The organism is Pandoraea sp., from assembly GCF_004297875.1.
Taxonomy (GTDB): Bacteria; Pseudomonadota; Gammaproteobacteria; order Burkholderiales; family Burkholderiaceae; genus Pandoraea.
In genome coordinates this window covers 297028-311487 of sequence record NZ_SCSK01000006.1, presented here as the reverse complement: position 1 = coordinate 311487, position 14460 = coordinate 297028, and the positions used below count along the sequence as shown (strand labels likewise).

Annotated in this window: 12 protein-coding genes and 1 rRNA gene; 10 read left to right on the top strand and 3 right to left on the bottom strand. The window is 60.5% G+C overall.

The features are described from left to right. The first annotated feature begins 1 nt into the window (after position 1). Positions 2-115, top strand: a 5S ribosomal RNA gene (gene rrf / locus EPN80_RS03730). 238 nt (positions 116-353) lie between these two features. Here the strand turns inward: rrf and EPN80_RS03725 are convergent. After that, positions 354-1547 (bottom strand): M20 aminoacylase family protein, encoded by a 1194-nt coding sequence (locus tag EPN80_RS03725; RefSeq protein ID WP_293023823.1) that lies wholly within the window; start codon positions 1545-1547, stop codon positions 354-356. Positions 1548-1724: 177 nt separating this feature from the next. On the opposite strand from EPN80_RS03725, the gene EPN80_RS03720 reads away from it, so the two are divergent. Together EPN80_RS03720 and EPN80_RS03715 are read left to right on the top strand one after the other, a co-directional pair. Beyond that, positions 1725-3815, top strand: coding sequence for a molybdopterin oxidoreductase family protein (locus EPN80_RS03720; RefSeq protein ID WP_293023820.1), 2091 nt, complete (start codon positions 1725-1727; stop codon positions 3813-3815). Positions 3816-3822: 7 nt separating this feature from the next. Beyond that, complete coding sequence (locus EPN80_RS03715; protein WP_293023817.1) at positions 3823-4920, top strand: aminopeptidase; 1098 nt, start codon at positions 3823-3825, stop codon at positions 4918-4920. Here EPN80_RS03715 and EPN80_RS03710 read toward each other — a convergent pair. Together EPN80_RS03710 and EPN80_RS03705 are read right to left on the bottom strand one after the other, a co-directional pair. Next, positions 4911-5399: a MarR family transcriptional regulator gene (locus EPN80_RS03710; RefSeq protein WP_293023814.1), complete on the bottom strand. Its 489-nt coding sequence runs from the start codon at positions 5397-5399 to the stop codon at positions 4911-4913. The genes EPN80_RS03715 and EPN80_RS03710 overlap by 10 nt on opposite strands. 147 nt (positions 5400-5546) lie before the next feature. Then, the gene (locus EPN80_RS03705; RefSeq protein ID WP_293023811.1) at positions 5547-6656 is read right to left on the bottom strand and encodes a porin; all 1110 of its coding nucleotides are present in this window, start codon (positions 6654-6656) and stop codon (positions 5547-5549) included. A gap of 339 nt (positions 6657-6995) precedes the next feature. On the opposite strand from EPN80_RS03705, the gene coq7 reads away from it, so the two are divergent. The 7 genes from coq7 (at position 6996) to murF (ending at position 14458) form a co-directional block, all read left to right on the top strand. Next, entirely contained in the window at positions 6996-7631 is a 636-nt protein-coding gene (coq7, locus tag EPN80_RS03700) for a 2-polyprenyl-3-methyl-6-methoxy-1,4-benzoquinone monooxygenase (RefSeq protein WP_293023809.1), read from the top strand. 450 nt (positions 7632-8081) lie between these two features. After that, positions 8082-8510, top strand: coding sequence for a division/cell wall cluster transcriptional repressor MraZ (mraZ, locus tag EPN80_RS03695; RefSeq protein ID WP_293023806.1), 429 nt, complete (start codon positions 8082-8084; stop codon positions 8508-8510). Between the two features lie 33 nt (positions 8511-8543). After that, on the top strand, positions 8544-9485 hold the full coding sequence (gene rsmH, locus EPN80_RS03690; protein WP_293023861.1) for a 16S rRNA (cytosine(1402)-N(4))-methyltransferase RsmH: 942 nt from the start codon (positions 8544-8546) through the stop codon (positions 9483-9485). After that, positions 9482-9784, top strand: a complete 303-nt coding sequence (gene ftsL, locus EPN80_RS03685; RefSeq protein ID WP_293023803.1) for a cell division protein FtsL — start codon at positions 9482-9484, stop codon at positions 9782-9784. Before rsmH ends, ftsL begins: the two co-directional genes overlap by 4 nt. After that, the gene (locus EPN80_RS03680; protein ID WP_293023799.1) at positions 9781-11550 is read left to right on the top strand and encodes a penicillin-binding protein 2; all 1770 of its coding nucleotides are present in this window, start codon (positions 9781-9783) and stop codon (positions 11548-11550) included. The genes ftsL and EPN80_RS03680 overlap by 4 nt, the downstream gene beginning before the upstream one ends. A gap of 14 nt (positions 11551-11564) precedes the next feature. After that, complete coding sequence (locus tag EPN80_RS03675) at positions 11565-13073, top strand: UDP-N-acetylmuramoyl-L-alanyl-D-glutamate--2,6-diaminopimelate ligase (RefSeq protein ID WP_293023859.1); 1509 nt, start codon at positions 11565-11567, stop codon at positions 13071-13073. 29 nt (positions 13074-13102) lie between these two features. Next, positions 13103-14458, top strand: a complete 1356-nt coding sequence (gene murF / locus EPN80_RS03670; protein ID WP_293023857.1) for a UDP-N-acetylmuramoyl-tripeptide--D-alanyl-D-alanine ligase — start codon at positions 13103-13105, stop codon at positions 14456-14458. The last annotated feature ends 2 nt before the right edge of the window (positions 14459-14460 follow it).

Below are 14460 nucleotides of genomic sequence, written 5' to 3'. Positions count from 1 at the left end.
GCCTGATGACCATAGCGAGTTGGAACCACCCCTTCCCATCCCGAACAGGACCGTGAAACGACTCCACGCCGATGATAGTGCGGATTGCCCGTGTGAAAGTAGGTAATCGTCAGGCTTCCCCTCTAAAACCCCCAGACTCAGCGCTGGGGGTTTTGCTTTTTTAAATAAAAATTATCGATGTAAACTGACCTGCCCCTCACCTGCTCCCCAAGATTAGTACGGCGTGACCTGCTCCCACCAAACCATGCCTTAGCGGTTCTAGTAAAGTTCGTTTTTGAGGCTGGCCCCAAAAGACACAAGCGCACTGAATCGCTGGCAACAACCTGCGAATGGGGCAGGTCAACTCAGCTCGGTCAGTTTTTAGAGAGATATTTTTCGACCAACCGAACCCAATAAGTGCCACCGAGTGGGAGCAAGTCGTCATTGAAGTCGTAGCTGGCATTGTGAAGATTGCAGGGACCGAGACCATGCCCGCTATCCCGGTGAGCACCGTCACCGTTACCGATAAAAACGTAGCATCCCGGCTTCTCCAGCAGCATAAAGGAGAAATCTTCGGCCCCCATCGTCGGTTCGACCTTCGCGTCGACATTTTCCGCTCCGACGATTTCACGCATCACTTCTGCGCAAAACGCGGCTTGCTTGTCGTCGTTGATTGTCGGGGGGTAGTTCCGGTTGAACAGGACTTCGGCTTCGCAACCCAAGCCGCGCGCAACGTGCGTGGCGATGTCTCGCAAACGTTGCTCGATCAGGTCAAGCACTTCCAAGGAAAAAGTTCTTACGGTGCCACCGAGCCAGGCAACGTCCGGGACGACATTGGTCGCATCGCCGGCATGTATTTGCGTAATCGAAAGCACCGCGGCATCGATGGGCCGCTTGTTGCGCGTGATAATGGTCTGCAGGGCCTGTGCCACCTGGACGGCAGCGATAACCGGATCAATGCCGTTGTTCGGAATCCCTGCGTGCGTGCCCTTGCCAGTCAGGGTGATTTTAAATTCGTTGCTCGACGCCATCATCGGGCCCGGCGTCAAACCAAATGTCCCGACCTTCGACCCTGGCCAATTGTGCATGCCAAAAACGGCTTCCATGGGAAACTTTTCGAATAGCCCGTCTTTGATCATTTCCCGAGCGCCACCGCCACCTTCTTCGGCGGGCTGGAAAATCAGGTAAACGGTGCCGTCGAAATTGCGATGATTCTGCAAATACCGCGCTGCGGCCAAAAGCATCGCCGTATGGCCGTCGTGGCCGCATGCGTGCATTTTCCCGGGATGTTGCGACGCGTGATCAAACGTATTGACTTCCTGAATTGGCAACGCGTCCATGTCGGCCCGCAACCCGATCGCCCGCTTGCTGTCGCCGTTTTTTATAATGCCTACCACGCCTGTCTTACCCAGCCCCCGGTGGATCGGGATACCCCAGGATGCCAATTTACCGGCAACCACGTCGGCAGTGCGTTGCTCTTCAAAGCACAGTTCTGGATGAGCGTGAATATCGCGACGTATCGTTTGTATTTCGGCCCGAGCGGCATCAATTTCCGGAATTAGTTTCATAAGATCCTAAGCGACGCATTCATCAATCGAGCAATTATGTTACTCCCAATGCCCGCTACCCGCCTATTTCGAATCATGTCGCAACGCAGCAATGACTGATTTCCGCGGATGACCACTACAATTGGAATATTTGCCCGGCAGACCGCATGCGGCAGCGATTAACCAAGGAGTCATGTTATGACGTCGTCTACGCAGACCATCGTTCGGGCGGCATGTCCCCACGATTGCCCCGACACCTGCGCGTTACACGTCACTGTAGAAAATGGCGTCGTCACACGAGTTCAAGGGGACCCGGAGCATCCGGCCACGCACGGGGTATTGTGCACAAAGGTCTCCCGCTACGCGCAGCGGACTTATCACCCGGATCGCGTCCTGCGCCCGCTCAAGCGGATTGGCAAAAAGGGCGAGGGCCGGTTCCAGGAAATCAGCTGGGATGCAGCGCTCGACGAAATCACCGGACGATTGCGCGAAATCGCCGCTCGCAATCCACAGGCCATCGTGCCATATAGTTACGCCGGCACGATGGGCCTGGTCCAGGGCGAAGGCATGGCGGCTCGATTCTTTCATAAATTGGGAGCTTCGTTCCTCGACCGGACGATCTGCGCCAGCGCCGGCAGTGCCGCGCTACGCTATACCTACGGCGGTGGTTTCGGGATGCACGTCGAGCATTTCGTCGATAGCAAACTGATCCTGATTTGGGGCAGCAACCCGATCACCTCGAGCCTTCACTTCTGGGTGCAGGCACAGGAAGCGAAGCGGCGCGGCGCGAAACTCATAGCGATTGATCCCTACCGCTCATTGACCGCGGAGAAGTGCCACCAGCATATCGCTCTCCTGCCGGGCACAGATGCCGCACTCGCACTGGGGATGATGCACGTTCTGCTCCAGGAAAACCTGATCGATCACGAATATATCGCGCGTTACACGCTTGGCTTTGCCCAACTCAAGGAGCGTATTCAAGCCTACCCTCCGGAGCGGGTCGCTACGATCTGCGGCATTACGGCGCAAGAGGTCACGCAACTCGCGCGGGATTATGGCACGCTACGGCCGGCGGCTATCCGTCTGAACTACGGCATGCAGCGAACTCACGGGGGTGGGCAGGCGGTGCGTGCCATCGCGTGCCTGCCGGCCTTGATAGGCGCCTGGCGGGATGCCGCAGGCGGATTACTGCTCTCCTCGTCGGGGTTTGCGCCTACCGATGTCGCTGCACTGTCGCGTCCCGATCTGTTACCCGGATGGCCGCGAACGCTACCGCGCACCATCAATATGTCCACCATCGGCGACGCGCTGGCGCATCCGGGTGACGACGCTTTCGGCCCACGCATCGAGGCAGTAATCGTCTACAACAGTAACCCTGTTGCTGTGGCGCCCGAGTCCGCCAAGGTCGCCGCCGGTTTTGCCCGGGAGGACCTTTATACGGTCGTGCTGGAGCACTTTCTAACCGATACCGCCGACTATGCTGACATCGTGCTGCCTGCGACCACGCAACTCGAACACCTCGATATCCACAAAGCCTACGGCCACACCTACGTGATGGCCAATAACCCGGCGATCGCGCCGCTTGGCGAAGCGAAACCGAACGCTGAGATTTTCCGGCTGTTGGCTAGTCGCATGGGATGGACGGATCCGTGCTTTCGCGACACAGACGACCAACTGGCCGCTCAGGCGATGCGCTGGACAGATCCGAAATTTGGCGGCAGCGATTGGCAAAGTGTGAAGGACGCCGGCTGGATCAAGCTCGCTTTGCCTGGGGCCCCCTTTGCTCAAGGCGGGTTTGCTACGCCGTCAGGCAAGTGCGAGTTTTGGTCGGCGGCCATGGAAAAGGACGGGCTTGACCCGCTGCCCGACTGGGTGCCGCCGTATGAATCCGTCGCCAGTGCCCCCGCTCTTGCCGAGCGCTTCCCGCTCGCAATGATCTCGCCGCCAGCGAGGCATTTCCTCAACTCGAGTTTCGTCAACGTCGCGAGCCTGCGATCGGTCGAGGGCGAACCGTATCTGGACATTCACCCGACCGACGCCGCGGCCCGGGGCATCGCGCAGCACCAGGGGGTACGCATCTTCAACGACCGAGGCAGTTTCATCGCCAAGGCCCGCGTCACGGAGAAGGCGCGACCTGGCGTGGTTGTCGGACTGTCGGTCTGGTGGAAGAAATTTACCTCCGACGGTAAAAACGCAAACGAAGTCACCGGTCAGCGGTTGACCGACCTCGGGCGCGCGCCAACCTTCTACGATTGTCTGGTCGAGGTCGAAGCGCTGGACGCCGCATGAGGCTGCGATGATGTCGGCGCGGGCCGGTCGGGGATGGCGACAGCCCCTTATCTGGCTAAGCGCCGCGTGGGCCATCGTGGGCTTGAGCGGTTGCGCAGAAGTCGATTATTACGCGCAGGCTATTCACGGACAATTTGCATTGCTCGAAGCAGCGCGGCCGGTCGATGCGTTGTCGAAGAGCGACCGCGTTGATGAACGCTTGCTTCGGCGCTTACGCTTGGCTGAGGAAATTCGCATCTACGCTGTCGAAAAGCTCGGCCTACCCGACAATGGCAGTTACAGGAAGTATGCCGATCTGAAACGCGCCTACGTTGTTTGGGATGTGTTTGCCGCGCGGCCCCTCTCATTGAGGCTCAAGCAATCCTGCTTCCCCATTGCCGGCTGCGTTGATTATCGTGGTTACTATTCGCACGCCGATGCCGAGCAATATGCGCGCGACTTGCGACGCCATGGCTGGGAAACCTGCACGGTCGGCGTGCCCGCGTACTCAACGCTCGGCTATTTTGACGACCCTCTGTTGAATACCTTCTTGTTCAATCCCGAGGCAGAGCTGGCGCGAATCATATTCCATGAACTCGCCCACCAGGTCGTTTACGTGCGTGGCGATACCATGTTCAACGAATCCTTTGCCGTCACTGTGGCCGCCGTGGGTGTGGCCCGTTGGCTTCGCTCTCGTCCTCGTGCGGCCAAAGCCCCTGATGTCGCTGACCTGCATCGGCGCGCATTCCGAGCGCTCATCAAACGCTATCGGGATCGCCTGGCCGAGCTCTATGCCAGCTCATTGCCCCGCGAGCAGAAGGAAATCGAAAAGCGCCGAATCTTCCGAGAAGTACGGGTGAGTTATGCGCACCTGCGCGCCTCCTGGGGTGGCTACGCCGGCTTTGACCGATGGATCGATAATGGCTTGAACAACGCCAAGTTTGGTGCTTACGCTGACTATTCCCGATGGGTGCCGGCGTTCAGGGCATTGCTCGCGCAGCAGCATGGAAACTTGCCTGCTTTTTACAAGGCGGTTAAGGAATTGGCGGCTGAGCCCGCCGACAAGCGCCAGGCCGAACTGGACGTTCTGTCGCAGGGCAACGCTGAAAAGCCTGCTCAACCCTGAGACGGGATGGCAGCCTTCAGGCGGCCAAGTAAATTAAAGAGCTGTTCCCGCTCCGTCGCCGAGAGTTGCCCGATAGTGCGCTCAATCCAGGTTTCGTGGGCCTGGGCCATTTTCGCGAACGCTTTCTTTCCGCGGGGCGTCAGCTTGATGAGAAAAGCGCGACGGTCGTGTTCCATCTTCTCGCGGATGACCCAACCTTCCTTCTCAAGTTGGTCCGTGATGCCGGTCACGTTGCCGCCGGTTACCATCATGCGTTTCGAAAGCTCACCCATTTTCAGTCCCTCCGGATGCCGGTCCAGCTGAGCCAGCAAGTCGAAGCGCGGCAGCGTGCAATCAAAGTCCTGCCTCAAGCGAGACCGGATTTCCGTCTCGACCAGATTGGTGCACGTCAGCAACCTGAGCCACAAGCGCAATGCTTCGTGGTCGTGCACGTTGGCCCGCGTTTCCAGATCCAGGGATGTCGCCTCGACTATTTGCATGAGGAAATGAGAGTGAGAAAGATGGATGCTGAAAAGTTCAGGTTTAAATTAAATTGACTCCCAAGTCAATCTACAAAAGAGATTGCGCGAACATAAAAAAAGGCACCCGAAGGTGCCTTTTGATTCAAACCTGACGGTTAAGTCAGATTAGAACTTGTGACGCAGGCCGACGCGAACAGCGACTTGATGCTTCGTGTCCGATGCGCCCAGCGCATTGATGTCTGCAACTTGTGCGTCGCCAGCGGCTTTTTGGTAGATACCGATCACGTACGCATCGGTCCGCTTGGACAGCCAGTAATCGGCGCCCAGGTTGACTTGATGGTACTTCGGCTTCAGACCAGCAGCGTCCTTCGCCCAGGTGTACGTGTAAGCGGCACCCAGTTGCAGGGCCGGGGTCAGCATGTACTTGCCGTTCAGTTCGACGTTCTGCACGCGCACGTCGGTATCGGTTGCGCCGTTGCCATTGTCGTTGATCAGGCCGGTGCCGTTGACTTTGACGTTGGTGTAGACCAAGCCAACCGTTGCCGGACCAAACGCGTAGGCGCCGCCCAAGCCCCAGATTTGCTTGTTGCGAGCACCGTCGCCGAACGTACCGTCGGTGTTAGCACCGTTGCCGTTCGTTGCGGAGCCCGGGTTTTGACCGTACAAGTAAGCTGCGCCCACAGTCAGAGGACCGTTGGCGTAACCGGCACCGATACTCCACAGGCGGTTGTTCGCGAACTGGGTGGAGTTGCTGAAGCCATACAACGTGTCGAAGCTGAAGCCGTTGTAGTTGACGCTGCTGTACTTGACCGAGTTGTTGGTTCTGAAGAAGTTGTTCAGGTTGTCGTTATCGGCCGGGTGAGCGCCGATGTAGCCGGCCCACTGAGCGCCAGAAGCCAACGGACCCAGGTAGTCAACCACGGAGTCGTATTGACGACCGATCGTGAACGTACCAGCCGTCGCGCTGCTCAGGCCAACCCAAGCTTGGCGACCGAACTCGCGGCCACCTTGGTTCAGCTTACCGTTCATCAGGTTGAAACCGTTTTCCAACTGGAACACGGCCTTCAAGCCACCGCCCAGATCTTCAGCGCCTTTCAAACCCCAACGGCTGCTTTGCATCACGCCGTCAGTCGCGGTCCAAGCCGAATGGCCACCAACATTGCTGGTGTAGTTGATACCCGCATCAATAATACCGTACAGGGTCACGCTGCTTTGTGCTTGAGCAGCGCCGGCGAAGGCGCCGAGCACAGCAAGAGCGAGAAGCGACTTTTTCATTGAGTGATCTCCAAGAAGATTGTGAGATTTGTTTAACAAGGTCACTAGTGATAACGTCCTTGCTAATCAACTTCGCGAGAAGTTGGACGTAATGTAACAAATTCACTGGTGCTGGCAAAGGAAAAGGCGCGTTTGCCGCCTGAATCGAGCGATTCATGTTTCTTTTTTGCAACAGCCCCATGGCGTGGGCTTTGCGCCCGAATCGGAGCGCTCCATGGGGCGCTGCGCCGCGTTCAATTTGCGTCGGGCAAGGCCGGCAAATTGAGCGATTGGAGCCTTCCACCCTGCCGTCATCTCATATCGTAAAATACGTAAAAACGGTTGTTCGAGAAAGCGATCATGTCATTGGATGCCTGGATTAACGAATTCGACCGCGGCCTGCGCGCCGTCACTGGCGTGACCCGCGCGGGCCGCGCTCTGCCTCTACCGGCCGCTCCGGCACAAGCGGCGCAGCCGCAACTGAGCGAGCGCGAGCGGCGGCACGTGGCCGGCCTGATGCGCGTCAACCATGTCGGCGAGGTTTGCGCCCAGGCGCTGTATCAGGCCCAAAAGCTGGCGACGCCGTCCGAGCGGCTGCGTGTGGCGTTCGAGCGCGCGGCGCGCGAGGAGGAAGATCATCTGGCGTGGACCGCTACGCGACTCAGCGAGTTGGACGCGCGCCCCAGTCTGCTTAATCCGCTTTGGTATGCGGGGGCCTTGGCGATCGGATTCCTGGCCGGCAAGGCTGGCGATCGCATCAGTCTCGGATTCATGGCTGAAACGGAGCGGCAGGTCGAGCATCACCTGGACGGTCATCTCGAGCGCCTGCCGGCGCAAGATGCACGCTCCAGGGCGATTCTCGAGCAAATGCGCGCGGATGAGATCGTGCATGGGCAAACTGCGCGAGACGCGGGAGGCGTCGAGTTGCCCGCGCCGGTGCGACGGGCGATGAAGCTCACCTCCAAAGTCATGACCACGATTGCTTACGCGATATAAATACGGCTGGGGCTCCCATTGCTTTTCTGGCGCGGCGGTTTTGGGGGCTTGGCTAAAGTCTCCCTATTTCCCTGAATGTGCCAAACCGCGTGTCGGCCGGCAGAGCCCTGCCGATGACTTGGTGGCGTGAGTACCTACTTTTGTTGAACTCTCCATATGCTTGGACGTTGGCCGTTTCGAGCGTCCGGTTTCTGATGTAGCACTTTCACAATCTTTCTTATCCCATTAATTTTTATCGAAATTTAGCTGGCGGCGACATGAGGAATGTGCGCTAAGTCATTGTTCTGGCAAGAAATTTTCATTCAAAAAACCGCCAAAACGCTTGACCGCCATAAATGCTTACTCTAAAGTGGGAAATAGTGTGAGAAAGTGCAATTTCGTGTGAAATTTTCTCGTTTTGTCGAGTGTTGAATGGGCTCAGGTGGCCGCTGATTTTTCGAGGAACTCGCCGTGTTTCAAGGGGCTTCGGCACTATCACTGGATGCAAAGGGGCGGATGTCAGTGCCGGCCCGGCATCGTGACGTGCTGAAGGAACAGGCTGAGGGCCGGGTCACGATTACCAAGCACCCGGATGGGTGCTTGTTGCTTTTCCCGCGCCCGGAGTGGGAGGTTTTTCGCGGCAGGGTCGCCGCGCTGCCGATGGACGCCACCTGGTGGCGTCGTATTTTTTTGGGCAGCGCAGCGGATGTCGAGATGGATGGTACCGGCCGGGTCCTGATTGCCTCCGAGCTCAGGTTGGCGGCTGGTCTGGACAAAGACGTCATGCTGCTTGGCATGGGCAGTCACTTCGAAATCTGGGATGCCACGACGTATATCGCAAAAGAGCAGGCGGCGATGGCCCAGGGTATGCCGGATGCGCTGAAGAATTTCACTTTTTGATAGTCAGGTGGCCTGTCGAGCATGACGCACGCGGTGGAAACGGAAATGCAGCACCGCACGGTTCTGCTGGATGAGGCCGTGGATGCACTGCTATGGCGGCTCGATGGCGTGTATGTCGACGGCACTTTCGGGCGCGGCGGTCATAGCCGCAAGATTTTGAACCGCCTCGGGCCGCAGGGGCGCCTGATCGCTTTCGACAAGGACCCGCAGGCCATTGCCGAGGCGAGCAAGATCGACGACCCGCGATTCGCGATCGTGCACGAGAGCTTCGCGGCAATGCGAGAGGTGCTTGCGCGGCTTGGTGTGAATGCGGTGGCGGGTGTGTTGCTGGATTTGGGCGTGTCGTCCCCGCAGGTGGACGATCCGGCGCGAGGCTTCAGTTTTCGTTTCGACGGGCCGCTCGATATGCGCATGGATCCCAGTCGTGGAGAGTCGGCCGCCGACTGGCTCGCCAGGGTGTCGCAGGACGAATTGACGGAGGTCATCAGAAATTATGGGGAAGAACGGTTTGCTGTTCAGATTGCAAAGGCGCTTATTGCTCGCCGGGCAGACGCCGACCGTCTTGGCCCACTCGTCAGCACGCGCGAGCTTGCCGAGATCGTGGCTGGTGCAGTCAAGACCCGCGAGAAGGGCCAGAATCCGGCCACACGCACCTTTCAGGCTATACGGATTCACGTCAATCAAGAGCTTGCGGAGTTGCCGATAGCACTTGGGGCCGCATTGGATGTGCTGGAGTATGGAGGCAAGCTGGTGGTAATCAGCTTTCATTCGCTGGAGGATCGCATCGTCAAGCGCTTCATGCAGGCGCATGCGAAGCCGCCCGTGATCGATCGGCGCGTGCCGTTGCGAGCCAGTGACATCCCTCGCCCCAAGATGATCCTGCGCGGGCGCGTCAAGCCCGGCGATGCCGAGACGACGGCCAACCCGCGTGCGAGGTCAGCCATCATGCGCGTGGCGGAAAGGGCTGCGCCATGAGCCGCCTCAACATTCTGCTGCTTGCTGTCCTGCTGCTGTGCGCTCTTTCACTGGTCAATGCCCAGTATCGTGCCCGTACGCTCTTTATCGAGCTTGGGCGTGAGCAGGCGCTCGAATACCAGCTGGCGCAGGACTGGGATCGCCTCCAATATGAGCAAAGCGCTCAAAGCAAGAGCGCGCGCATTGAGTCCGTGGCCCGCAATCAGTTGCACATGATGCCGGCCAATCCTGGCCGAACCCAATATCTGACCGGCTTGCCTGCTGTTATGCCGCCAGGCGGGAAGAGGGGCGGCCGATGAAGCGCAACGAATCGCAAAACGTCCAGTTCGCGACCAGCCCGGTGCTTGCCGTGGCTGTGCCTGCCTGGCGTTCGCGATTGGCGATGTTTCTGGTCTTCGCGGTTTTTACCGCGCTGCTCGTGCGCGCGTTCTGGATTCAAGGCCCGGGCAACGATTTTTATCAAAGGCAGGGTGAAAGCCGCTACAAACGCACGCTCGAGTTGCCGGCGACACGCGGCAAGATTTTTGACCGCAATGGACAGGTGCTTGCGACGAGCCTGCCGGTGCGCGCCATTTGGGCGCTGCCGGAGGATGTGCCACAAGATGTGTCGGCAAGTAAGCTCAATGAGTTGGCCAGACTGCTCGACATGAAGGGCGACATTCTGCGCCGCAAGCTAAGTGCCGACAGGAGTTTTGTCTATCTCAAACGCCAAGTCCTGCTGGATAAGGCCGAGCAAGTCGCGGCACTTGGAATCCCGGGAATATATCAACGCAAGGAATACCGGCGTTTTTATCCGGAAGGCGAAACCGCGGCGCACATCATCGGTTTCACCAATGTCGAGGATGCCGGACAGGAAGGTGTCGAGCTATCGCGTCAGGCCGACTTGGCGGGTGTTCCGGGTAGTCGCCAGGTCATCAAGGATCGTCTGGGGCGAATTGTCGAAGACGTCGGCGTACTGGCCTCGCCCAGGGACGGAAGAGATATCGCGCTGTCGATCGACAGCAAAATTCAATTCCTGACCTATCGGGAACTCAAGGATGCCATCGAGCGTACGGGCGCCCGGGCGGGCAGTGCCATCGTCCTGGACACGCGCACCGGGGAAGTGCTGGCGCTGGTCAATTTGCCGACCTACAACCCCAATGATCGGCTCAGGCTCACAGGCGCTCAACTGCGCAACCGTGCGTTGACCGACACCTTCGAGCCTGGCTCGATCATGAAGCCGTTCACCATCGGCCTGGCGCTCGAACATCGGCGCGTCACGCCGGACACCATGATCGCAACCTCGCCGGGGCGCATCCGGCTCGACGGCGCGACCATCACAGACACGCGCAATCACGGCGCTCTGACTGTCGCCGGCGTGATTCAGAAGTCGAGCAACATCGGCACGCTGAAGATCGCATTGATGATGACGCCGCAGGAAATGTGGGAGATGTATACCCTCGCCGGCTTTGGGCGTGCACCGAACGTGGGCTTCCCGGGGGCAGTCGCCGGCCGTCTGCGCCCCCACCGCAGTTGGCGGCGCATCGAACAGGCCACCATGAGCTATGGCTACGGGATGTCGGCGTCCTTGCTCCAATTGGCGCGCGCATACACCGTCTTTGCCCACGACGGCGAACTGATCCCCGTTTCCATCTATAAAACGGATGGCGCGCCAGCTCGCGGCGAGCGCGTGTTCTCCGCACAGACGGCTCGGCAAGTGCGGCAGATGCTGGAGATCGCAACTTTGCCGGGTGGCACCGCGACGCGGGCCCAGGTGGTGGGCTATCGCGTCGGCGGCAAGACCGGCACGGCTTACAAGCAGTCGGGTAATGGTTACGACCGAACCAAATATCGCGCATCGTTCGTCGGCCTGGCGCCGATGTCCGCGCCGCGCATCGTCGTGGCGGTCATGCTGGACGAGCCGTCGCGCGGCTCGCATTACGGCGGCACGGCCGCAGCGCCGGTTTTCTCGAGCATCGCCGGCGGGGCGTTGCAGGCTTTGAATGTCGCGCCGGATGCGCCAATCCGTCAATTGGTGCTGAGCGACCCGACCACGGAGAGTGAGCCATGGCCGTCGACCCTGTAACGTTGAGCGCGCCGATGCGCGCGACGCTGACAAACGCGCATGGCTGGCTCGCCGAGCATTGCAGCGCCGAAGCGTTATTGCAGGCAGACAGTCGTCGCATCCAGCCCGGTGATGTGTTTGTCGCCTACGCCGTCGAGGGTGCCGACAATCGGCCGTTCATCGCCGACGCGGTGGCGCGCGGTGCCGCTGCGGTACTGTGGCAAAGCGACGCCTGGCGCTGGCCCGCCGACGTGACGAGTGTGGCGCATCTGGGCGTGGCGCGACTCGACGCGCTGGCCGGCGAATTGGCTTCGCTCTGGTATGGCGAGCCAAGCCGCCATATGCGGACGATCGGCATTACCGGAACCAACGGCAAGACGTCGGTCAGCCAGTGGCTGGCAAGGGTGCTGTGCGACGCCGGACAAACCTGCGCGATCATTGGTACGCTCGGCACCGGCATGCCGGGGCAATTGCGGAGCACGGGATTCACCACGCCCGACGCCGTACAGCTTCAGCAAAATCTGCGTGATTTGCAGGCGCTTGGCGCGCGTGCGGTCTCCATGGAAGTGTCATCGCACGGGTTGGCTCAGGGGCGGGTCAACGGTGTGGCGTTCGACATCGCCGTATTCACCAATCTCACTCAGGATCATCTCGATTATCACGGCACCATGGCGGCCTACGAGGCTGCCAAGGCGCGGCTGTTCACCTGGCCGGGTTTGCAATGCGCGGTGATCAACCGCGACGACGCTATGGGGCAGCGGCTGTTGGCCAAACTCGCCGGCAGGTTGCCGGTCATCGAATACGGGTTGGGTGTGCCGACCCCGTCGGCCCACGGCAACCGCGTGTTGACTGCCGCCGACGTGCAGGCGACTGCCTCCGGCACGACGTTTCGGTTACATGCCGAATCCACATCGACAATCATGCACACGCCGCTGCTGGGCACCTTCAACATCAGCAATCTGCTGGCCGTGCTCGGTGCGGCGCTCGCTGCGGGCGTGCCGGCTGATCAGGCCATGTCGGCGCTGGCGAAGCTGGAGCCGGTCGACGGTCGCATGCAGCAATTGGGCGGCACCGGCGCGCCGCTGGTCGTCGTGGATTACGCTCACACGCCGGATGCGCTCGAAAAGACGCTCGGCGCGCTGCGGCCGGTCGCACGCGCGCGCGACGGCCAGTTGATTTGCGTATTCGGCTGCGGCGGCGACCGCGACGCGGCCAAGCGTCCGCTCATGGGCGCCGCGGCGGAACGGTTGGCCGACGCCGTGGTGCTCACCAGCGACAATCCGCGCAGCGAGTCGCCGGCCGGCATCATCGCTCAAATTGCGGCAGGTTTGAGTGCCCCGGAGAAAGTCCGGCAAATCGAGGATCGCGCCAGTGCGATCTTGCAGGCGATCCGGCAGGCTGCACCGGCCGATGTCGTGCTGATAGCCGGCAAAGGGCATGAAAACACGCAGGAAATCATGGGTAAGAAGCGGCCGTTCTCCGATCAGGAGCATGCCCGCCTGGCGCTGGCAGCTCGCGCGACTTCGCGTGGAGGTGGCGAATGATGATGCGCCTGAACGAGGCTGTCCAGTACATGCATGACAGTCAATGCGTCGGCGATGATCAGGTCGCCTGCGAGCGGATTGTCACCGACAGCCGCGCCGTGCACGCCGGCGATCTGTTCGTGGCGCTCAAGGGCGAGCGCTTCGACGCGCACGATTTCCTGCCCGACGTGGCGCGCCAGGGTGCGGCCGCGGTCGTGGTGGAGCGTCTGCCGCAAGACCTTGCAGTGCCTGCCGCGCTGGTGCCCGATACGCGCATCGCGCTGGGCGAGTTGGCCGCCGGATGGCGTCGTCGTTTCGTCCTGCCGGTCGTTGCCGTGACAGGTTCGAACGGCAAGACCACCGTCAAGGAAATGATCGCCGCGATTTTCGCGCGGGCAGTGGGCGAATCTCACCGGCTTGCCACGGCCGGCAACTTCAACAACGACATCGGCGTGCCGCTGACGCTATTTCGCCTGAGTGCCGAGCATCGGCTGGCGGTGCTTGAGCTCGGCATGAATCATCCCGGCGAAACTGCATATCTGGCGACCATTGCTCAGCCGACCATCGCGCTGATCAACAACGCGCAGCGCGAGCATCAGGAGTTCATGGTCGACGTCGCAGCCGTCGCGCAAGAGCACCTGTCTGTCATCCTCGCACTGCCTGCCGACGGCACGGCGGTGTTTCCGGCCGACAGCGAGTTTGCCCCGCTGTGGCGAGCTGCTGCTGGGCAACGCCGGATTTTCGACTTTGCGCTGGATGCGCCGGCTGTCGTCAGCGGGCACTATGACGCGGCCACGCGCGCCTTGCGGGCGACAACTCCCGCTGGCGACATTGCTCTGAACCTACCGGTGCTCGGCGAGCACAACGCCCGCAACGCGCTTGCCGCGATCGCCTGCGCGCTGGCTGCTGGCGTGACGCCGGATGCCATCGCGTACGCCCTGTCCCGGTTTGGTGCCGTCAAGGGCCGGCTGCAGGTCACCACGCTCACGCGTGGCGCGATGGCGGGCACGACGCTCGTTGACGACACCTACAACGCCAATCCGGACTCCGTGCGTGCCGCGATCGACGTACTCGCCGTCATGCCGGGGCCGCGCGCGCTGATCCTTGGCGACATGGGGGAAGTCGGCGACCAGGGGCCTGCGTTTCATCGCGAGGCCGGTGCCTATGCCCGCGCGCACGGCATCGAGGTGCTGTTGGCCACCGGCGAGCTGGCGCGCCATGCATGTGAAGCGTTCGGTGCGGGCGGCAAGCATTTCGCCGACGTCGGCGCGCTCAACACCTACATGCAAAGTGCGGCGCAGCCGATCGCATCGGTATTGGTTAAGGGGTCACGTTTCATGCGGATGGAGCGCGTTGTCGGCGCGCTCGAAAATTCTTATGGCGCAATTGAACAACAAAAGGAATAGCT